The sequence below is a fragment of the Micromonospora sp. CA-111912 genome, assembly GCF_050948415.1.
Lineage (GTDB): Bacteria > Actinomycetota > Actinomycetes > Mycobacteriales > Micromonosporaceae > Micromonospora.
The window spans coordinates 755744-775315 of sequence record NZ_CP192007.1 but is presented as its reverse complement, the minus strand read 5'-3'; the positions used below and the strand labels follow the sequence as shown (position 1 = coordinate 775315).

17 protein-coding genes and 2 pseudogenes are annotated in these 19572 nt (G+C 71.3%); 11 read left to right on the top strand and 8 right to left on the bottom strand.

Annotated elements, in window-relative coordinates; all coding sequences use genetic code 11:
- Positions 1–118: 118 nt before the first annotated feature.
- Positions 119–485, bottom strand: a pseudogene (locus tag ACQPZO_RS03635) (DivIVA domain-containing protein); the annotation flags it as partial.
- A 204-nt stretch (positions 486–689) separates the two neighbouring features.
- Between ACQPZO_RS03635 and folP the strand changes: the two are divergent.
- The 3 genes from folP (at position 690) to ACQPZO_RS03620 (ending at position 2883) form a co-directional block, all read left to right on the top strand.
- Entirely contained in the window at positions 690–1559 is an 870-nt protein-coding gene (gene folP / locus ACQPZO_RS03630; RefSeq protein WP_433347015.1) for a dihydropteroate synthase, read from the top strand.
- An 89-nt stretch (positions 1560–1648) separates the two neighbouring features.
- Complete coding sequence (locus tag ACQPZO_RS03625; protein WP_433347013.1) at positions 1649–2446, top strand: ArsR/SmtB family transcription factor; 798 nt, start codon at positions 1649–1651, stop codon at positions 2444–2446.
- Complete coding sequence (locus tag ACQPZO_RS03620) at positions 2443–2883, top strand: hypothetical protein (protein ID WP_433347011.1); 441 nt, start codon at positions 2443–2445, stop codon at positions 2881–2883. The genes ACQPZO_RS03625 and ACQPZO_RS03620 overlap by 4 nt, the downstream gene beginning before the upstream one ends.
- A 103-nt stretch (positions 2884–2986) precedes the next feature.
- On the opposite strand, the gene ndhC is transcribed toward ACQPZO_RS03620, so the two are convergent.
- Positions 2987–3364, bottom strand: a complete 378-nt coding sequence (gene ndhC, locus ACQPZO_RS03615; RefSeq protein WP_433347009.1) for an NADH-quinone oxidoreductase subunit A — start codon at positions 3362–3364, stop codon at positions 2987–2989.
- A gap of 130 nt (positions 3365–3494) precedes the next feature.
- Between ndhC and ACQPZO_RS03610 the strand changes: the two genes are divergently transcribed.
- The 3 genes from ACQPZO_RS03610 to ACQPZO_RS03600 all read left to right on the top strand — a co-directional run bounded on the left by ACQPZO_RS03610 (position 3495) and on the right by ACQPZO_RS03600 (position 8146).
- On the top strand, positions 3495–4919 hold the full coding sequence (locus tag ACQPZO_RS03610) for a hypothetical protein (protein WP_433347007.1): 1425 nt from the start codon (positions 3495–3497) through the stop codon (positions 4917–4919).
- Positions 4920–5274: 355 nt separating this feature from the next.
- Positions 5275–7119, top strand: a complete 1845-nt coding sequence (locus ACQPZO_RS03605) for a 2-oxoacid:acceptor oxidoreductase subunit alpha (RefSeq protein WP_433347005.1) — start codon at positions 5275–5277, stop codon at positions 7117–7119.
- Entirely contained in the window at positions 7112–8146 is a 1035-nt protein-coding gene (locus ACQPZO_RS03600) for a 2-oxoacid:ferredoxin oxidoreductase subunit beta (RefSeq protein ID WP_433347003.1), read from the top strand. Before ACQPZO_RS03605 ends, ACQPZO_RS03600 begins: the two co-directional genes overlap by 8 nt.
- Positions 8147–8334: 188 nt before the next feature.
- On the opposite strand, the gene ACQPZO_RS03595 is transcribed toward ACQPZO_RS03600, so the two are convergent.
- Complete coding sequence (locus tag ACQPZO_RS03595) at positions 8335–9351, bottom strand: potassium channel family protein (RefSeq protein ID WP_433347001.1); 1017 nt, start codon at positions 9349–9351, stop codon at positions 8335–8337.
- 184 nt (positions 9352–9535) lie between these two features.
- Here ACQPZO_RS03595 and ACQPZO_RS03590 point away from each other — a divergent pair.
- Positions 9536–9787 (top strand): annotated as a pseudogene (locus ACQPZO_RS03590) (helix-turn-helix domain-containing protein); the annotation flags it as partial.
- Between the two features lie 392 nt (positions 9788–10179).
- Positions 10180–10776 (top strand): ClpP family protease, encoded by a 597-nt coding sequence (locus tag ACQPZO_RS03585; protein ID WP_387019367.1) that lies wholly within the window; start codon positions 10180–10182, stop codon positions 10774–10776.
- Between the two features lie 49 nt (positions 10777–10825).
- Here the strand turns inward: ACQPZO_RS03585 and ACQPZO_RS03580 are convergent, their stop codons facing one another.
- The gene (locus ACQPZO_RS03580) at positions 10826–12601 is read right to left on the bottom strand and encodes an adenylyl cyclase (protein ID WP_433346999.1); all 1776 of its coding nucleotides are present in this window, start codon (positions 12599–12601) and stop codon (positions 10826–10828) included.
- 236 nt (positions 12602–12837) lie between these two features.
- Between ACQPZO_RS03580 and ACQPZO_RS03575 the strand changes: the two genes are divergently transcribed.
- Complete coding sequence (locus tag ACQPZO_RS03575; protein ID WP_433346997.1) at positions 12838–13686, top strand: SDR family oxidoreductase; 849 nt, start codon at positions 12838–12840, stop codon at positions 13684–13686.
- A gap of 94 nt (positions 13687–13780) precedes the next feature.
- Here the strand turns inward: ACQPZO_RS03575 and ACQPZO_RS03570 are convergent, their stop codons facing one another.
- Together ACQPZO_RS03570 and ACQPZO_RS03565 are read right to left on the bottom strand one after the other, a co-directional pair.
- Positions 13781–14647 carry an AraC family transcriptional regulator gene (locus tag ACQPZO_RS03570; protein WP_433346995.1) on the bottom strand — a complete coding sequence of 289 codons (867 nt, stop codon included), beginning with the start codon at positions 14645–14647 and terminating at the stop codon, positions 13781–13783.
- 90 nt (positions 14648–14737) lie between these two features.
- Positions 14738–16345 carry an amidohydrolase gene (locus ACQPZO_RS03565; RefSeq protein ID WP_433346993.1) on the bottom strand — a complete coding sequence of 536 codons (1608 nt, stop codon included), beginning with the start codon at positions 16343–16345 and terminating at the stop codon, positions 14738–14740.
- 333 nt (positions 16346–16678) lie between these two features.
- Here ACQPZO_RS03565 and ACQPZO_RS03560 point away from each other — a divergent pair, with 333 nt between their 5' ends.
- Positions 16679–17479, top strand: coding sequence for a class I SAM-dependent methyltransferase (locus tag ACQPZO_RS03560; protein ID WP_433346991.1), 801 nt, complete (start codon positions 16679–16681; stop codon positions 17477–17479).
- Entirely contained in the window at positions 17479–18270 is a 792-nt protein-coding gene (locus ACQPZO_RS03555) for a sulfotransferase domain-containing protein (RefSeq protein WP_433346989.1), read from the top strand. The genes ACQPZO_RS03560 and ACQPZO_RS03555 overlap by 1 nt, the downstream gene beginning before the upstream one ends.
- A gap of 239 nt (positions 18271–18509) precedes the next feature.
- Here the strand turns inward: ACQPZO_RS03555 and ACQPZO_RS03550 are convergent, their stop codons facing one another.
- Both ACQPZO_RS03550 and ACQPZO_RS03545 read right to left on the bottom strand, forming a co-directional pair.
- Positions 18510–18716 (bottom strand): helix-hairpin-helix domain-containing protein, encoded by a 207-nt coding sequence (locus ACQPZO_RS03550; RefSeq protein WP_433346988.1) that lies wholly within the window; start codon positions 18714–18716, stop codon positions 18510–18512.
- A gap of 217 nt (positions 18717–18933) precedes the next feature.
- On the bottom strand, positions 18934–19530 hold the full coding sequence (locus ACQPZO_RS03545) for a TetR/AcrR family transcriptional regulator (protein WP_433346986.1): 597 nt from the start codon (positions 19528–19530) through the stop codon (positions 18934–18936).
- Positions 19531–19572: the final 42 nt, after the last annotated feature.

Sequence of the window (19572 nt, the reverse complement as noted above, 5' to 3'; positions counted from 1 at the left end):
TCGGCGTCGGCGGACACCGCAGCCGGGCCGTCGGCCTCTGCACCCGCCGTCGACGGCCCGTCGGCGTCGGCGGACGCGACCTCGCCGGGGTCGCCGACGGGGGTGGCGTCGGCCGCCTCGGCGGCGGCCGCGGCCTGCTCGCGGGTGCGGCGCAGCTCGTCGGCGTCCGCGGCCCGTCCCTCGCGCAACGCGGTGACCTCCGCCTCCAGCACGCCGATCAGCTCGGACTTGTACCCGATGTCGTAGGCCGTCCGGCGCAAAGCCTGATCGACCTGGGCCATCCGGTACCCCCGCGCCGCCGTGTCGAAACGGACGTCGCCCACGTCGGACTCGCGCAGCGGCCGGCTGGCGGGCAGCGGGACCGCCCGCCCGTCCGGCTCGACCGGCGCCAGGCCGGGATCTCGTCCGGTGACCAGCACCGTCACCCCGAAGACCACCGCCGCGACGGTGAGCGCGACGACCAGCAGGAGCAGCACCTGACCCATGTAGGAGATCGTGGCACGCGGACGGGCCGGGAGCGACCCCGCCGGGCGGTCCTCCCACAGATCGGTGCGGATCTGTGGGCCGTGCCGGGCGGACCGGACGCCGGCCGACCGGCTAGCGTCGCAGGGCGGACCGGACGCCGGCCGACCGGCTAGCGTCGCAGGGCGGGCCGGGTCGCACGGCCGTGGCGAGATCGGGAGGCGAGCATGAGCGGGGCGTTTCGGCTCGGAAGTCGCACGTTCGCGCCGGGCGAGCTGGCGGTGATGGCCATCGTCAACCGCACCCCGGACTCGTTCTTCGACCGGGGCGCCACCTTTGCCCAGGACAGCGCGCTGCGCGCCGTGGAGCGGGCGGTCACGGACGGGGCGGAGATCATCGACATCGGCGGGGTGAAGGCCGGCCCCGGCGACGAGGTGGACGTGATCGAGGAGATCCGGCGCACGGTGGGCACCATCGCCGCGGTCCGGGCCGCCTTCCCGGACGTGGTGATCTCCATCGACACCTGGCGGGCCGAGGTGGCGGTGGAGGCGATCGCGGCCGGCGCCGACCTGCTCAACGACACCTGGTCCGGCGCCGACCCGGCGCTCGCCCGGGTCGCCGCCGAGACCGGTGCCGGGCTGGTCTGCTCGCACGCCGGCGGGCTCGCGCCACGCACCCGCCCGCACCGGGCCGCCTTCGACGACGTGGTGGCCGACGTGGTCGCGACGGTGACCGGCCTCGCCGAGCGCGCGGTCGCCCTGGGGGTACGCCCCGACGGCGTCCTCATCGACCCGGCGCACGACTTCGGCAAGAACACCCGGCACTCGTTGGAGATCACCCGTCGGCTCGCCGAGCTGTCCGGCACGGGCTGGCCGCTGCTGGTGGCCCTGTCCAACAAGGACTTCATCGGCGAGACGCTGGACCTGCCGGTCGCCGAGCGGCTGGAGGGCACCCTCGCGGCGACCGCGGTGTCGGCCTGGCTGGGTGCCCGGGTGTTTCGCGCCCACCAGGTGCTGCCCACCCGCCGGGTGCTGGACATGGTGGCGTCGATCCGGGGCGACCGGCAGCCGACGCTGACCCGACGCGGCCTGGCCTGAGCGCCCGTCGGGTGGGGGGCTCAGGTCCGGCGTTACGGCGACCCGGGTTCGAGTTGACATTAGGCAGGTGAATGCCTGCATAATGCGGCGTGAGTGAGACGGAGCTGGTCTTCAAGGCGCTGGCCGACCCGACGAGGCGGCTCCTGCTCGACCGCCTTCGCGAACGCAACGGCCAGACGCTGCGCGAACTCTGCGAGCACCTGTCCATGGCCCGTCAGTCGGCCACCCAGCACCTCGACATCCTCGTGCGGGCCAACCTCGTCACCGTCGTGCGACGGGGGCGGGAGCGCCTGCACTACCTGAACCCGGCACCGATCCACGAGATCGAGGAACGCTGGATCTCCGGGTTCGACAAGCCCCGCCTGCGTGCACTAAGCGCCATCAAACACCAAGCAGAGGAACACGCCATGACGTCCGTACCGACGTACGCATACGTCACCTACATCCGCGCCACCGCCGAGCAGGTATGGCGGGTGCTAACCGACGCCGACCTGACGGCGCGGTACTGGGGCCACGCCAACCTCTCCGACTGGCAGCCCGGCTCCACGTGGGAGCACCAGCGCACCGACCGATCAGGTGTCGCCGACGTCGTGGGTAAGGTGCTCACCGCCGAGCCGCCGAGCCGCCTGGTCATCACCTTCGAGGACACCCCGTTCGAGAATCGGGAGCCGTCGGTCGTCACGTTCCTCGTCGAACCGCACCAAGACATCGTGCGCCTCACGGTGACGCACGAAAACCTCGCCAACCTCGACATGTTCAACGGCATCTCGAGCGGCTGGCCGGCCGTCCTGTCGAACCTGAAGTCCCTCCTGGAGACCGGCGACACGCTTCCACAGCAGCCGTGGGAGATGACCGCGCGCACGCCTGAAAGGAACCCGACCCGATGAACACCAATTCGCTCCGGCAGGCCTACGACGCGCTGCTGGCCGCCAATCCCCGAGCCGTACCGCCGCCCGGCGAGTGGAACACCGAGCAGATCCTGGCCCACGTCTCCCTCGTCAGCGCGGCCACCATCAGCACTGTCGTTGCGGTCGCGTCGGGGACGATCTCGACCTACGACAACCGCCCGTCCCAGGACCCGTGGACGCTGGACCACGTCATCGCGCTCGCAGGCGGCGAGACGGGCTTGCGGAAACGCATCCGCGCACAGGGGGAGGCGCTGTGCGCCCTGGCCGGGGTGCTGAGCGAGGCCGAGCTCACCACGAAGGTGCCGGCACTGCTGTTGTCCAATGGCACGTGCCTGGTGGACCAGCCGCTCTCGCTGGGGGACATCCTCGCCGGCATCGCTGACGCGGAGCTACCCGGGCACACGAAGCAGCTTTAACCGCAATCCCAATGCCAACGTCACCGCACGGCTACTGGCGTCAGCCCCGAAACCCGCCGCCAAGAGCAACGCCACCGAGCGTCGCCGCCGATTTTTGGTGGGCTCAGGTCCAGCGGAGGATGTTCCGGCGCCAGGCGTAGAGGATGCCCAGCGCCAGCACCGCCACGAAGATGCCCATCTCGGCGGCGGTGACCAGGCCGAAGCCGGGCCGGTCGAAGACCACCGCCCAGGGGAAGAGGAAGACCGCCTCGACCGCGAACAGCACGTACAGGTAGGCGTAGACGTAGTAGCGGATCTGCATCTGCGCCCAGTCGCCGCCCACCGGGTCGAGGCCGCACTCGTAGCTCGCCCGCTTGCCGGGAGGGTCCGCGGGGCGGGCGGGGCGTAACACCCGGTTCGCGGAGAACGCCGCGACGAAGAAGAGGACGCCGGCGAGCAGCAACAGCCCGAGCGTCGCGTACGAGCCCAGGTAGCCGGTCACGGTGAGTCAGCCTACCGTGTCCCGCCCGGCCGCATACCGGACATGTTACGGAACTGTTTCCCGGCGGGACTGGTGTCCTGCGGCAAGTATTACCGAATAATGAATTCGCCCTGATGGTCCCGGAAGAGAGATGGCCCGCGTGGACGTACGCCCCGTTCGGCGGGTAGCCGATCGACGTGTCGCCGTACTGCTCGCGGCGTCCATCGCGTTCGGTGTCGCGGCGCTGCCCGGCTGGGCCACCGCCGCCCCCGCCGTGGCCCGCGCGGCGGTCGCGCGGGCCGACCCACCCGTGGACCCGGCCGGCGAGCCCGTCGATGAGACCCCTCCGGTCGAGCCCACCGCGACCGACCCGACGCCCACCGAGGCACCACCGACCGTGCCGCCACCATCGGAGACCACCGCCCCGGCGCCCACGCCCACCGAGCCTGCGGCCACCACGCCGGCCGGGCCCGTCGACCCGCCGGCCACCACTGCTCCGGCCACCACCGCTCCGTCCCTCCCGCCGCCGGCGACCTCCGCCCCGCCGCCCCGCCCGTCGGCCCCCGGCACGGGTGCACCGGCGCCGAGCCGGCTGGGCGTGCGGGTCAGCACCGAGGACGTCACGCTGACCGAGGCGTACTGGAACGCGGAGAACACGACGGCCACCCTGCGGGTCACCGTGACCAACACCGGCGAGGTGGCAGAGCTGATCCGGCTCTCGTACACCCTCCCGGCGGGCCTGACCGACGCCGGCACCCCCGGGTGCGCCGAGGCCGGCGGCGGCGAGCACCACTGCGGCGGGTGGCAGGCCGCGCCCGGCGACCGGTTCAGCGCCCTGGTCAAGGTGCGCGTCGACGGCGCCGCCTGGCGGCAGATGCCGCTCAGCGGCGCGGTCCGGGTGAGCGCGAGCGCCCCCGGCGTGGCCGGCTCGGCCGAGGACAACGAGGGCTTCGCGGTGCTCTTCCCGCCGGGGCCGCCCGTGCCGGGCATCTCCCTGGACGCCGACGGGGTGGCCTTCGACATCAGCGGGGCCGCCAGCGAGCTGGGCGTCCGGCTGGGCAACACGGGCAAGGCCGATGCCGCCGGCCGGATCGAGGTGGTCCTGCCCGCCGGGGTGACCGTGCCGACCCCGCCCCCCGGCTGCGTCGCGCTGAGCCCCGCCCGTACCCGCTGCGACGTCGGCACGGTGCCGGCCGGCGGCGCCGTCACCGTCCGGCTCCCCGTGAGCGCGACCGCCGAGGCCCAGCGGGAAGCGCCGCTGGCCGGCGCCGTGATCGGCCGGGTCGACCCGCGCAGCGGACAGGCCCGGCAGCTCCAGATGAGCTTCCGGATCACCGCGGCGGCCGCGATGTCCACCCCGATCGCCACCCCCGCCCCGGGCGGCTCCCAGGGCGTGCTGGCCGCGGCCGGCGTGGGCTCGGACCCGGCCGGCGGTCTCACCTCGGTGCAACGCAGCGCGGTCGTCCTGATCGTGGTCTCCGTGCTGCTGGTCGTGCTGGCGCTCGTGCTGGCCACCACCTCGCTGCGCCGCCGGCTCGCCGGCCCGGCCAATCCCGCGCCGGCCCCGTCGGACTGACCCGGGGCCCGCCCGCCACCGACCGCCCGGCTCCGGTCGCCCCGACGGGTCCGGGCCCGCCCACGGTCTTCCACCGAAAGCCGAGGCGGACCGGTGATTCTGATTACGGCGGGCGCGTCAAAACAGCATTAAACAGGGCACAACAGCACCGGATTCGATCCCATTCGGCGGACCACAAGGCGAGTTCGGCCCCCCACTCGACGTAGGCTCTCAGGTGAGGAACTACAGCGGACCGGACCAGCCACGGGCGGTGCGGGGCAGCGTTGCGTCAAGGAGGTCGCGTGGCCGGGCAAGGCAAGGTCGCCATCATGTTCAGCCGCCCGCGCCACCGCGCCGAGCGAAGCGAGGTTCAGGCGTGACCAAGCAGATCCGTCAACTCGACCGGGTGGTCATCCGATTCGCCGGTGACTCCGGCGACGGCATGCAGCTGACCGGCGACCGGTTCACCTCGGAGACGGCGCAGCTGGGCAACGACATCTCCACGTTGCCCAACTTCCCGGCCGAGATCCGCGCCCCCGCAGGCACCCTGCCGGGCGTGTCGAGCTTCCAGGTGCACTTCGCCGACTACGACATCCTCACCCCGGGTGACGCGCCGAACGTGCTGGTGGCGATGAACCCGGCCGCGCTCAAGGCCAACCTGGCCGACCTGCCGCGCGGCGCCGACATCATCGTCAACACCGACGAGTTCACCAAGCGCAACCTGGCCAAGGTGGGATACCAGTCCAGCCCGCTGGACGACGACTCCCTCGCCGGCTACGTGGTGCACCCGGTCGCTCTCACCTCGATGACGGTCCGGGCGCTCGCCGAGAACGAGGTGTCCAAGAAGGACGCCGAGCGGGCCAAGAACATGTTCGCCCTCGGCCTGCTGTCCTGGATGTACTCCCGGCCGTACGGGTCGACCCTGCGCTTCCTGGAGCGCAAGTTCGCCAAGCGTCCCGAGCTGGTCGCGGCGAACATCGCGGCCTTCAAGGCCGGCTGGAACTTCGGCGAGACGACCGACTCGTTCTCGGTGCGGTACGAGGTGAAGCCGGCGAAGATGCTGCCGGGCACGTACCGGAACATCACCGGCAACGCGGCGCTGTCGCTGGGTCTGGTGGCCGCGGGCGTGCGCTCCGGCCTGCCAGTGTTCCTCGGGGCATACCCGATCACCCCGGCGTCGGACATCCTGCACGAGCTGAGCAAGCACAAGCGGCTCGGCGTGGTCACCATGCAGGCCGAGGACGAGATCGCCGCCGTCGGCGCGGCGCTCGGCGCGTCGTACGGCGGGTCGCTCGGCGTCACCACCACCAGCGGCCCCGGCGTGGCGCTCAAGAGCGAGACGATCTCGCTCGCGGTGGCGCTGGAGCTGCCGCTGGTCATCGTGGACGTGCAGCGGGCAGGCCCGTCGACGGGCCTGCCGACCAAGACCGAGCAGGCCGACCTCAACATGGCCCTGTACGGCCGGCACGGCGAGGCCCCCGTCGCGGTGATCGCCCCGAAGTCGCCCTCGGACTGCTTCCACGCGGCCATCGAGGCGGCCCGGATCGCGCTGACGTACCGCACCCCGGTGATCCTGCTGTCGGACAACTACGTCGCCAACGGCTCCGAGCCGTGGCTGCTGCCCGACGTGGAGTCCCTGCCCGACCTGAGGGTCGAGTTCGCCACCGAGCCCAACGGCGAGAACGGCACCTTCCTGCCGTACCTGCGGGACCCGGAGACCCTGGCCCGGCCGTGGGCCGTCCCCGGCACGCCGGGGCTGGAACACCGGATCGGCGGCTTGGAGAAGGCCGACAAGACCGGCGACATCTCGTACGACCCGGCGAACCACGACTTCATGGTGCGCACCCGGGCGGCCCGGATCGAGACGATCCCGGTGCCGGACGTCGAGGTGGAGGACCCGGACGGCGACGCCCGGGTGCTGGTGCTCGGCTGGGGCTCGACGTACGGGCCGATCGGCGCCGCCTGCCGGGGGCTGCGCCAGCGCGGCCTGTCCGTCGCCCAGGCGCACCTGCGGCACCTGTCCCCGATGCCGGCGAACCTCGGCGAGGTGCTGCGTTCCTACGACCGGGTGGTCATTCCCGAGATGAACCTCGGCCAGCTCGCCCAGGTGATCCGGGGCAAGTACCTGGTCGACGCCATCGGCTACAACCAGGTCCGCGGCCTGCCGTTCACCGCCGTCGAGCTGGAGACGATGTTGGAAGAGGTCCTGAAGAATGTCTGAGCCCGTCGCCCTCAAGCTCACCGCGAAGGACTTCAAGTCCGACCAGGAGGTGCGCTGGTGCCCCGGCTGCGGTGACTACGCGATCCTCGCCGCCGTGCAGCAGTTCATGCCGGAGCTGAACATTCCCCGGGAGCGGACCGTCTTCGTGTCCGGCATCGGCTGCTCGTCGCGCTTCCCGTACTACATGAACACCTACGGGATGCACTCGATCCACGGCCGCGCCCCGGCCATCGCCACCGGCCTGTCGGTGTCCCGCCCGGACCTGTCGGTGTGGGTGGTCACCGGCGACGGCGACGCGCTGTCGATCGGCGGCAACCACCTGATCCACGCGCTGCGCCGCAACGTCAACCTGAAGATCCTGCTGTTCAACAACCGGATCTACGGCCTGACCAAGGGGCAGTATTCGCCCACCTCTGAGGTTGGCAAGATCACCAAGTCGACCCCGGCCGGTTCGGCGGACGCGCCGTTCAATCCGCTCTCGCTCGCCCTGGGCGCGGAGGCCAGCTTCGTCGGCCGCACCATCGACTCGGACCGCAAGCACCTCCAGTCGGTGCTGCGGGCCGCGGCGGAGCACCAGGGCTCGGCGTTCGTGGAGATCTACCAGAACTGCAACATCTTCAACGACGGCGCGTTCGAGCAGCTCAAGGACCCGGGCACCCGGGACGACTTCCTGATCCGGCTGGAGCATGGGCAGCCCATCACCTTCGGCTCCGACGGGCAGTTCTGCGTCGTGCACCCGCCGGGCGGCTTCGGCCTGGAGGTGCGGGAGACCGCCTCGGTAAGCCCGGAGGAGATCGTCGTGCACAACGCGACGGTCAACGACCCGGCGTACGCGTTCGCGCTGTCCCGGCTGCCCGGGCTCGACCTGCGCAACACCCCGATCGGCGTGTTCCGCTCGGTCGACCGCCCGTCCTACGACAGCGTGGTGCAGGAGCAGCTCGCGGCGGCGAAGGCCGCGGTGACCGAGACCCCGGAGCAGCAGCTCGCCGGCCTGCTCGCCAGCGGCGACACCTGGACGATCCGCTGACCCGCCGCTGACGGCGGCACGACGTCGCCGCCCCGCGACACGGAAAAGGGCCCGCAACCTTCGCAGGTTGCGGGCCCTTTCGTCAGCGGGGGAACCCCAGGCGATCAGAAGAGCAGGTTGAAGGCCCCGACCAACGCCGATGTTCCGTGGTGGGTGTCGCCAGCCACCGCCGATCTCCGGTGCCGGGGTCAGCCCGGCGTGTTCGCCTGCTGGGGGCGATCGTCACGGACGTGCACGAGCATGTCGCCGGTCTCGATCACCGCACCGGCCCGATCGCTGAGCGTGACCACCTTGCCCCGGCGGACCAGCGCGATGACCAGGGAGTCCAGCTCGCGCGGCGAACGGCCCACCTCGCTGCGCTCGGCCGAGCGCATGGCCAGCGCCATGCCCTGGCCCGGGGTGAGCAGGTCCTCCACCACGTCGATCAGCGGCGGCGCGGAGGTCGACAGCCCGAGCAGCCGCCCCGCCGTGGCGGACGAGACGATCACGTGGTGGGCGCCGCTCTGCTTCAACAGGGGCGCGTTCTCGGCCTCCCGAACCGCGGCGATGATCCGCACCTGGCCGGCGGTGAGCTGCCGGACGGTGAGCGCCACCAGGACCGACGCGTCGTCGCTGTCGGTCGCGATGATCACCGACTTGGCGTTCTTCACGTGTGCCTCGATCAGCACCGACGAACGCGTCGCCGAACCCTCGATCGCGACCAACCCGGCCGAGGTGGCCTGCCGCAGGGCGGTCGGGCTGCGCTCGACCACCACGATCCGGGACCTGTCCAGGCCGTTCTCCAACAGCGCCGAGACGGCGCTGCGGCCCTTGGTGCCGTAGCCGCAGATGATGACGTGGTCCTTCACGCTTCTCCTCCACCGCGACAGGCGCCGGCCGGTCCGGTACTGCTCGGTCAGGACTTCCAGGGTGGTGCCGACCAGGATGATCAGGAAGATCACCCGGGCGGGGGTGACGAACAGGACGTTGACCAGCCGCGCGGACGGGGCGGCCGGGGTGATGTCGCCGTAGCCGGTGGTGGAGAGGGAGACCACCGCGTAGTAGAAGCAGTCGAGGAGGGTGAGGCCGTCCTCGTTGACGTCGCGGTAGCCGTCCCGGTCGAGATAGACCGCGGCGACCACGGCGAGGACCAGGCCCAGGGCGGCGGCGAGGCGCAGGCTCAACGCGCTCAGCGGGCCCCGTCGTTGCGCGGGAAAATGGATCACCGTCGAACCTGCTCCGCCTCCGTCGCCTGCACGTGCACAACATAGCCGGTACCCGGGGATCCGCACCCCGGGGTGCCATCGGGACGCGTCCGGCCGCACCGGCTCGCCGGACCGGGGCTGCCCGGCGGCCCCGCACCGGGCATGATGGGGCTGTCTGCGGAGAGACGACCGGGGGTGAGGCCGCATGTCTTTGCTGCGACGGGTCATCGGCGGGGTGCTCCGCCGGATCAGGACGAGACAGGGCCGCACCCTGCGTGAGGTCGCCCAGGCGGCCGGCGTGTCGCTGCCCTACCTGTCCGAGGTCGAGCGGGGCCGCAAGGAGGCGTCGTCGGAGGTGCTCGCGGCGATCTGCCGTGCCCTCGGCATCCGCCTGTCCGATTTGTTGGAGGAGGCCCGGGACGACCTGCGCCGGGTCGAGCCGCGCACCCCGGTGGGCCCCCGGGCTGCCGTGGGGGCGCACGCCGTCGCGCTGCCGCTGCCCCGGTACGGCGACCGGATGGCCCGGCTGGAGCGGCCTGGTGACCGGCTGACCGGTGCTCGGCGGGGGGGCGACGTGCACCGGGCGCTGCCCGGGACGCCGTTCGCCGTCGGTCCGCGTACCGCCGGGTTGGTGCACTGCGGGCGGGCCCCGGCGGGCCTGCGGCGGCCGGTGACCGTCTAGGGACGTCGCCCCACCGCGTCGCCCGGCTGCCGGCGCCCCGCCCGGTTCTGCCGTCGGCGAATCTGCCAGCGGCAGAAGCGCTGGGGTCGCCGCCCCGGGCGGGCGCACGCTGGACGGGCCGGTCCCCGGGGCGGTCGAAATCGCCCACCGGCGCGGCGGAGGTCGACATGATCAGGTACGACGTACGGATGCTGGACGGCGGGCAGCCGGCCTTCGGCGACCAGGTGTTCCAACGGTTGCTGCGGGAGCGGATCGTCTTCCTCGGCACCGAGGTCACCGACGAGTCGGCCAACCAGATCTGTGCGCAGCTCCTGCTGCTGGCCGCGGAGGACAGCGAGCGGGACATCCACCTCTACATCAACTCACCGGGCGGCTCGGTCAGCGCCGGAATGGCCGTGTACGACACGATGCGGTACATCCGCAACGACGTGGCCACCCTGGCGCTCGGCTTCGCCGGCTCGATGGGGCAGTTCCTGCTCTGCGGGGGGACGGCCGGAAAGCGGTACGCGCTGCCGCACTCGCGGATCATGATGCACCAGCCGTCGGGCGGAATGGGCGGCACGGCCGCCGACATCACCATCCAGGCGGAGAACATGCTGCACGTCAAGCGCACCATGCAGGAGCTGATCGCCCGACACAGCGGGCGGAGCCTGGACGAGATCCAGCAGGACTGGGACCGGGACCGGTGGTTCACCGCGGAGCAGGCCCGCGAGTACGGCCTGATCGACAAGGTGCTCACCCGGGTCGACCAGCTCTCGGCATGAGCCGCGCCGGGCGGACCCGGTCAGCGGGTCCGCCCGGGCGGTCGTCCGGTCAGGGGTAGCTGACCACCGGGCTGGTGCCGAACGAGCCGACGACCGGGGTGCCGGCGTCGTTGACCGTACGTTCGATGCCGCCGCTGCCGTCGAGGAAGACGGTGATCATGTCGTGGAACCGCACGCCCGGCCGGCGGGGCGCCTCGATCGCCCGGTCCGCCCGGATGTCGACCCCCTGGTTGAAGTACGAATACACGCCGAGCCCCCACGCCTCGTGTCGGCGCACCGAGTCGGCGATCTTGTACGACGCCCAGCCGCGCCCGGTCGGGCTGGCCCAGGCGGCCTGGCTCGGCGGGTCGTAGGGCAGTTCGCTCTGGTAGAAGACAGTCCGGCCGCGCTCGCCGGTCCACACCGTCTGGTAGCGCTGGTAGTGCTCGACGAAGAGCCCGTACGCCGTCACGTCGTCGCCGGTGACCAGCACACCGGTGTCGGCGGTGTTCGCCGTCCAGCCGATGCCGTTGCCGTGGTCGCCGCGCCAGGCCCAGATGTTGTCGAGCAGGGTGTCGTCGCTGTGCACGGCGAGGCTGGTCCGGGCCCGGCCGACCCAGGGGCCGCCGATGCGGAAGAAGACGTCCTGCAGCGAGGTCGGGTTCGCGGCGTGGTCCCGGCGACCGTCGCGCCGGCCGATCTCGACGAGCACGTCGGACTCGCGCCGGCCGGCGTCGACCAGCAGCCCGGCGACGCGTACCCCGTCGACGTCGGCGACCCGCAGCGCGGCGTCGCCGGTGGTCGGGGCGAGGCTCGGCATGCCGAGTCCGAGCACGACGGTGTTCGGCCGGGTGACCCGCAGCGCCTGGTCCAGCCGGTACACGCCCGGGGTGAGCAGCAGGTGCCGCCCCCGCGCCAGTTCCCGGTTGATCCGCTGGGCGCTGTCGGTGGGCCGGGCGACGAAGAAGTCGCGCAGCGACAGCGAGGGGGTCGGTTGGCCGCCGGCCCCCCAGGTGATGCCGGCGGTGTCGTGCCGCAGGCCCGGTACAGCCACCCGCCACCGGTCGTTGCCGTCGACGAACAGGTACGGCTTCTCCCGGGTGACCGGGCTGGTCGGGAGCGTGGTGTACGGGGGGTCGGGGAAGGCCTGGGCGGGTGCCCCGGTCACGCCGGAGAAGACCTGGTTCCAGACCCCGTTGCTCCAGTCGCCGCCGAGCTCGCTGTCCCGGGTCAGCCACTGCTGCTGCGAGCCGTTGATGGTGGTCCCGTCGACCTTCGAGTCGGCGATGTAGCCGCCGCTGGAGTACCCGCCGTTGCCCGGTTCGAGCCAGAGGGTGCCGCGCACGTGCACGCGGCGCATCGGGGACGCCTGGGAGACCGCCCACTGGTTCGACCAGTCGGTGGGGGTGACGGAGAGGTTCTCCGCCGAGCGCCAGAAGTTGGTCAGCGCGGAGATGCCGGCCGGCGAGTTCGGGTCGGGCTGTCCGACGACCCGGACCGCGCCGTGAATGTCGACGTCGTCCGGGGAGCGGCCGAGGCCGGCCACAGTGGTGTAGTAGCCGAGCTTCGCGTCGACGTCGTACCGGCCGGGCTTGAACAGCACCGCGTGCCGGTCGGTGCCCATCTCGTTGCGTTCCTGCTTCGTGAAGATCGCGTCGAGGGTGGCCTGGATCTCGGCGGTCGGGGTGGACGGGTCGTAGACGTGCACGTACGGGCCGAGGTCCGGGTCGCGGTCGTCGGGGTGGCTGGGATGGGCCAGGGCGGGCGCCGGGGCGAGACCGGCGGCGGCGAGGGAGACGGTGGTGGTGGCCAGGGCCAGGAGGTGGCGGCGGGTGCGAGGTGTCATCGGCCTGCCTGTCGGGTGGCGGTGGGGGCCGGGCGGCGGATCGTGAGAGCGCTCTCTCGATCTGCCGTCCGGCATCCCTTCACGATTTGGGGGATCGCCATGTTTCTACCCCCTCCCGCCCGGGCGCGCCAGCCCCCGACAGCCGGCGAGGATCAGCGGGCGTCCAGCGGGAAGCGATGGGAAGAGCGCCCTGTTGGTACCGAACGAGGATCATCGACACCTTCGAGGAGTTCACCATGTCCATCGTCGTCACCGGCGCCACCGGCCACCTCGGCCGCCTGATCGTCGAGTCGCTGCTGCGTCGGGGCGTACCGGCCGGGGAGATCGTGGCGCTCGGCCGGGACACCGGCAAGCTCGCCGACCTCACCGGACGCGGGGTGGTCACCCGGCGGGCCGACTACACCGACCCCGCCTCGCTGCGCGCCGCGTTCGCCGGGGCCGAGAAGCTGATGTTCGTCTCCGGCAGCGAGGTCGGGCAGCGGGAGACCCAGCACCGCAACGTCGTCGCCGCCGCCCGCGAGGTCGGCGTGGGGCTGGTCGTCTACACCAGCGTCGCCAACGCCGACCGGTCCAGCATGATCCTCGCCGGGGAGCACCTGGCCACCGAGCGGGAGATCGCCGCCGCCGGCCTGCCGTACGTGATCCTGCGCAACGGCTGGTACCTGGAGAACTACACCGACCAGCTCCCGACGTACCTCCGGTACGGGGTGACCGGCGCGGCGGGTGACGGCCGGGTCAGCGCCGCCACCCGCGCGGACTTCGCCGAGGCCGCCGCCGCGGCGCTCACCGGCGCCGGCGAGGCCGGCCGAGTGTACGAGCTCGGCGGCGAGGCGTTCACCCTCACCGAGCTGGCCGAGGAGCTGTCCCGGCAGACCGGCCGCACCGTCGGGTACACCGACCTGCCGGCGGAGAAGTACGCCGAGGTGCTGGCCGGCGCGGGCGTCCCCGCGATGTTCGCCACCCTCCTCGCCGACAGCGACCGGGGCCTGTCCCAGGGCGACCTGTACGTCGAGGGCGACGACCTGGCGAAGCTGATCGGCCGCCCGCCGACCACCCTCGCCGAGGCGCTGCGCGCGGCGCTCTGAGCCGTAGCCGCCCCGCCCTGGAGGAGTCGTACGCCGCCGGGCCGCTGTCCGTCGCCCCACCCCGCGCCGCGTCGGCGGCGGGGCGACGGACGGCTCAGGCCGTGACCCGCTCCACCGCGATCCACAGCTCGGCGTCGGCCCGCGTGCCGTCCGCCGAGACCCGGGCCTGGAGGATCTCCGGGCCCGGCCGGCTGCGGTACGGGTTGGCCGGGAACCACTCGGTGAAGACGTCCCGCCAGATGTTCTGGAGGGTCTGCGGGAACTCGCCCGAGCTGGAGAAGACCGCCCAGGTGCCGGCGGGCACCGGCATGGCGTCCAGGTCCTCCGGCGGGGTGACGCCGGTGACGACGCCGTGCCAGTAGTCCAGCTCGACGCCCTCCTCCCGGTTGTCCCCCAGATTGTCGCTGACGTTGACGATCCCGCGCGGCTCCTGGTCGGAGAGGGCCTCGATCCGCTCGACCGTCCCGGCGTCGATGCCCCTGACGAACGCGACGATGGCCGGGTTCATCCCCTCGTGCACGAGCGGGACGCGGGCCTTCCGCCCGACCAGGTGGAAGGCGTCCTTCTCGGTGACGCGGTAGCGCATGCTGGCGCCCCCTTCGACGATGAGGCGGAAGGACATCCGGGGCTGGGACCGCAGCACCGCGCCGGTCCGCCGGGCCTCGCCCGGGCCGACCCCGTGCACCGCCTGGAACGCCCGGCCGAACGCCTCGGCCGAGCCGTAGCCGTACCGGACGGCGATGTCGAGCAGCGTCGCCTCCCCCGCGAGCACCTCGGCGGCGGCGACCGTGAGCCGTCGACGCCGGACGTACTCGGAGAGCGGCATGCCGGCCAGCGCGGAGAACATCCGCCGGAGGTGGTACTCCGACGTGGCGGCGATCCGCGCCATCTCGGCCACCTCGATCCGCTGGTCGAGATGCCGCTCGACGTACGTCATCGCCTCGTTCAGCCGGTCCAGCACCCGGATCTCCCTCTCTGATGTCCACCACGCTAGGAAGGACGACCCCGGCCGGACCCGACATCCTGTGCCCGATCCGGTCGGGCTGTGGGGTCAGCGCTGCCAGCGCACGACGCCGCCGACCACGGTGAGCGCCACCGTGAGGTCACGCAGGTCCGCGGGCTCTACCTGGTACGGATCGGCGGGCAGCGCGATGAAGTCGGCGAGCATGCCGGGGCTGAGTCGCCCCTTCAGGTGCTCCTCGTAGGAGGCGTACGCGCCGGCGACGGTGAACCCCCGCAGCGCCGCGTCGAGGCTGAGCCGCTCGTGCGGGTCCACGCCTCCCGGCGGGTTGCCGTCGGGCTGCTGCCGGGTCACCGCGGCGTGGATTCCGTAGAACGGATCCGGGTCCTCGACCGGCGCGTCCGAGCCGAACGCCACCGTCGCGCCAGCGTCCAGCAGGCTCCGCCAGGCGTACGAGGCGAGGTCCCGGCCGGCGAGCATCCTGCTGGTCAGGGGGATGTCGCTGGTGCAGTGGGTCGGCTGCATCGAGGCGATCACGCCCAGCCGGGCGAGCAGCGGCACGTCCTCCGGCCGAAGATGCTGGGTGTGTTCGATCCGGTGCCGCAGCCGCCGTGCCGCTTCGGCGACGGTCGGGTCGGTGCGCGCCGACTCCTGCCAGCGGGCGTACGCCCGCAGCACCATCCGGTTCGCCGCGTCGCCGATGGCGTGTGCCGCCACGGCGATACCGGCCCCGGCCGCCTTCGCCACCAGCCGCTCGAACTCCTCCGCCGGGGTGACCGCGATGCCGTGGTTGTCCGGCTCACCGTCGTACGGTTCGCTCATCAGGCAGGTGTGCGAGCCGAGCGCCCCGTCGGTGAAGATCTTCACCGGTCCCGTACGCAGCCACCGGTCCCCGTCGCCGGTCGCCCAGCCCAGGTCGATCACCTCGTCCAACGCGGTCGACGGGATCGACTTGTGCACCCGCAGCGGCAGTTCGCCCCGGGCGTACAGGGTCTCGTAGGCGGCCCGGCAGTCCTGCCCGTCGAGGTCGTGGATGCTGGTGAGGCCGACGGCGAGCAACCGGGGCAGGTGGGTGCGTAACTGCTCGACCATGTCCCCGGCGACGGAGGAGCGCAAGATGTCGTAGGCCGCGTCCCCGGCCGCCTCCCGCAGGATGCCGGTCGGCTCGCCGCGTTCGTCGCGGGCGATCTGCCCACCGACCGGATCGGGGGTATCGGCGTCGATGCCGAGCCGCCGCAGGGCGGCGCTGTTGACCCAGGTGGTGTGCCCGTCGATGCTGGGCAGCACGGCGGGGCGGTCCGGGCAGACCCGATCTAGGTCGGCCCGGGTCGGCTGCACCGGCCGGGCCCACTTGTGGCTGTCCCAGCGCCCACCGAAGAGCCAGGCGTCGGGCGGCAGGGTGGCGGCGTGCCGCCCGATCCGGGTCAACGCCTCGTCGAGGCTGGCGGTGCCGCGCAGGTCCACCTGCTCCAAGCCGCGCACGTACAGCGCGGAGTGGATGTGACTGTCGATCATCCCGGGCAGCACGGTCATCCCGGCGAGGTCGACCCGACGCGCTCCGCCGCCCGCCCGGTCCCGGCACTCGTCGCGGTTTCCGACGGCGACGATCCGCTCGCCGCGCACCAGCATGGCCTCGGCGCGCGGCCGGGCGGGGTCGAGCGTGTGGATCCGGGCGTTCTCGAAAACCGTACCGGTCATGGGGCTGCCTGCTTCGACGGTTGGACAGGGGCCAACCATGCTAAGGGACGGGCTCCCCGACGCGAGGCACCGTCCGCAGCGTGCCGCATGTCGCCGGCGGTGCCCAGTCCAACCACTGAGACGCAGTCTGCGTCATGGGCAGATGTGTCAGTAGCCCGTGCGGCGAGCCGGTGACGCGCTGGGGCGTGCCGGCGTTCCCGTGCAGGTCGGAGCCGGAAGCGGCAAGGAGGGATGGCTCGCGGATTCCACGGAAAGATGTTATCAATTGGATCACTGGGCCGGAACTGAGTCACGGGTCAGGGGACAGTCGCGCAGCGTGACAGATAGGGCACCGTGGAACGACAAGAAGAAGTAACCGACTTTTACGACAGCCTCGCGTCGGACTACGAACTTCTGTACTCGGACTGGGAGGATCATACGCGTGACGAAGCCGGCAGGCTCGACGCTATTCTCCGATCCGTGCTGCCGTTTCCGGCCCGCCGGATACTTGACTGCGCGTGTGGTATCGGAACGCAGGCTGTCGGTCTCGCCGGTCTGGGCTACGCCGTCACCGGAACCGACCTCAGCGAAACGGCCGTAGCCCGGGCGGGCAAAAATTCCGAGCGCCTCGGGACGCAGATCCAGTTCCGGCAAGCGGACTTCCGCCACCTGGAAGAGGTTGTGCCGGGTGATTACGACGCCCTGTTGGCGCTTGAAAACGCGATCTCGCACCTGCTCGAACCACAGGACATCATGCAGGCCTTCTCGTCGATGCGTAGCCGACTCCGACCTGGCGGAGTAATGCTGGTCAGCACGCGTGACTACGATTCCGACCGCGCGGCCAAGATCACCGGAACGGCGCCAAGGATCATGGACGACGGCAATCGCCTGGCCTTCCAGGCGTGGGAATGGCAGTCGACGGACGTGTACCGGCTCCGCTACTTCCTGATGTCACGCCAGCCGGAGGCGCAGTGGACGGTCAAGGAGCGGTTGGTCCGCTACCGGGCCTGGCCCCGTGCTGAGCTGCTGTCGCTGGCACAGGCGGCCGGGTTCGCCGAATGCCGGTGGCTGTCGCCGAGTGAGTCGGGATACCGCCAACAACTGCTCCTCGGTTACAACCCCGGTAAGTTGATGTCGAGAGAGGAGACGGCCTGATGGCGCAGGCACAGGCACCGGTGTCGCGGGAATTCGGGCAGGTTTACGCGTACTTCGGCCATCACAAGTGCGCAAGCCTCTGGATCCGGCGCGTCTTCGAGGAACTGAGCGCCGGGTTGGGGCTCAAGTACGTCGCCTACAGTTCATGGCTGGTCTTCGACCCGGATGAAAAACCAATCGACCAGCTCTACGCTACGGATTTTTTGACCGCAGGGCTCAGTCTCGGTGCCCGGTCCTTCGCGTTCACCGACGCGCATCCGCGCCACGTGGATCTCTTCCCACCGGGTACGCGATCGTTCCACGTGGTGCGGGATCCCCGCGACATCGTGGTCTCCGCCTATTTCTCGCACCTTCTCTCACACGACATCGACGATTTTCCGGCCCTGGCCCGGCACCGTAAACAGCTCGCCGGGATGCCCAAGGAACAGGGCCTCTATGCCGTGATGGACTTCCTCGAACCGATGTTCGACGACCTCCGGCAGTGGTCGCAGCGACCCGACGTTCTCGAGGTGAAACTGGAAGACCTGATGGCCGACGAGGTCGGCGGGTTCACCGGGATCCTTCGTTTCCTCGGGCTCATGCCGCAGGTCGGTACGGAAAGGCTCGCAGAAGTACTGGACGCGAACAGCTTTTCCCGGATGAGCGGCGGCCGGACGCCGGGTGTCCCCGACAATGGCAGCCACTTCCGGAAAGGAGTCGCTGGAGACTGGCGGAACCACCTTACCGACGACCACCTCCGCTACTTCCTCGCTCGGCACGCCGACGTACTGGCCAAGTACTCCTATCTCTGAAGCCCTCCCTAGGTGCGCGTGACCGACGACGCTGGTGTTCGGCCGCGCGACTGGACCGCGATACCCGGTGGCAAGCCGCGTAGCGGCGCGGCAGTGATCGCCCGGGCCTCGGCGGTGACCGGTCACCCTCGCGATCGTCACGGCAACCGAAGATCGTGCGGTGGCCGTGGCCCGTCGATCCCGCTACCAGCGCAGACGCGCTCACCGAACCAGCCGAAAGATCAAGAGACGTTGAGTGACTAACCCAGACTCAGGTTGTGCTGCCCGAGCGCACTCTGGATGATCTCGAGCGCTTTCGGCCCCATGCCGTGCAGCTTGGCCAACTCGGCGCGCGGCACCCCTACAAGGTCGCGCAGGGCCGGGTAACCAGCGTTGTTCAAGGCCCGCGTCGCTGGTGCGCCGATCTTCGGCAGAGTGTCGAGGGAGGAATTCACGCTCTTCATCATGTCGCGTCCGACCCGTGGCTGCAGCGTTCTCGCGCGGCGCGCCGCGAGCGGCCGGACACGCTCCCGGAGGCAGGATCGTGTCAGACGTACGGTGGCCCTCCTCGTACCCGCGCCACGCCCAACTCCAAAGCCGAGTGGCGGTGGAGTATCAGGAGTTGTTGATTGCCCGGCAGAAGCGGCGGACGTAGGTGCGGATTGAGGAGATTCCAACCCCGCGTCAACCTTCGACGCTGGTTCGGGCGGCCGACAGCAGGATGAGGGCGGCACGGCGAGCGTGGTCGCCGGCGCCGACTGCAGAGTGATGTGCGGCGACGACCGTCGCACCCTCCAGCAGGATGAGCAACTGCCTCCCCAGTGCGGGCGGATCGGCGGCTCCGGCGCGGCTGGCGATGCCGGTCAGGAGTTCGAGGTAGCGGCCCAGGTGGCGCGCGGTGATGGCACGTACTGCCTCGACATGGTGCTGGGCGGCAGCGTTCAGCATCGCGCAGCCGCGGAAGGCGGGCTCGTCGTACCACTGCTGAAGTGCGTCGAACACCGCGCTGAGCTGGTCGGCGGGGTCTTCTCCGGCCGCCGCGACGGCACCGGCCAGCCAGCTCGTCACCCGGTCGCTGCGCGCCTCCAGCACGGCTTCCACGAGCGCGTCCTTGGTGCCGAAATGCCGGTAGAGCGTCTCCTTGGACACCCCGATCCGGGCGCATAGTTCGGCGACACCGATGCCGTCGAGCCCACGCTCGTACAGGACCGGGGTGGCCGCTTCGAGGATGGTGGCGCGGGTGCGCTCCGGATCGATCGTGGAGCCCTTGGCGACTGGCATGACAGAGATGGTACCGATCGGTTCGATCAACTGCTACCGTCT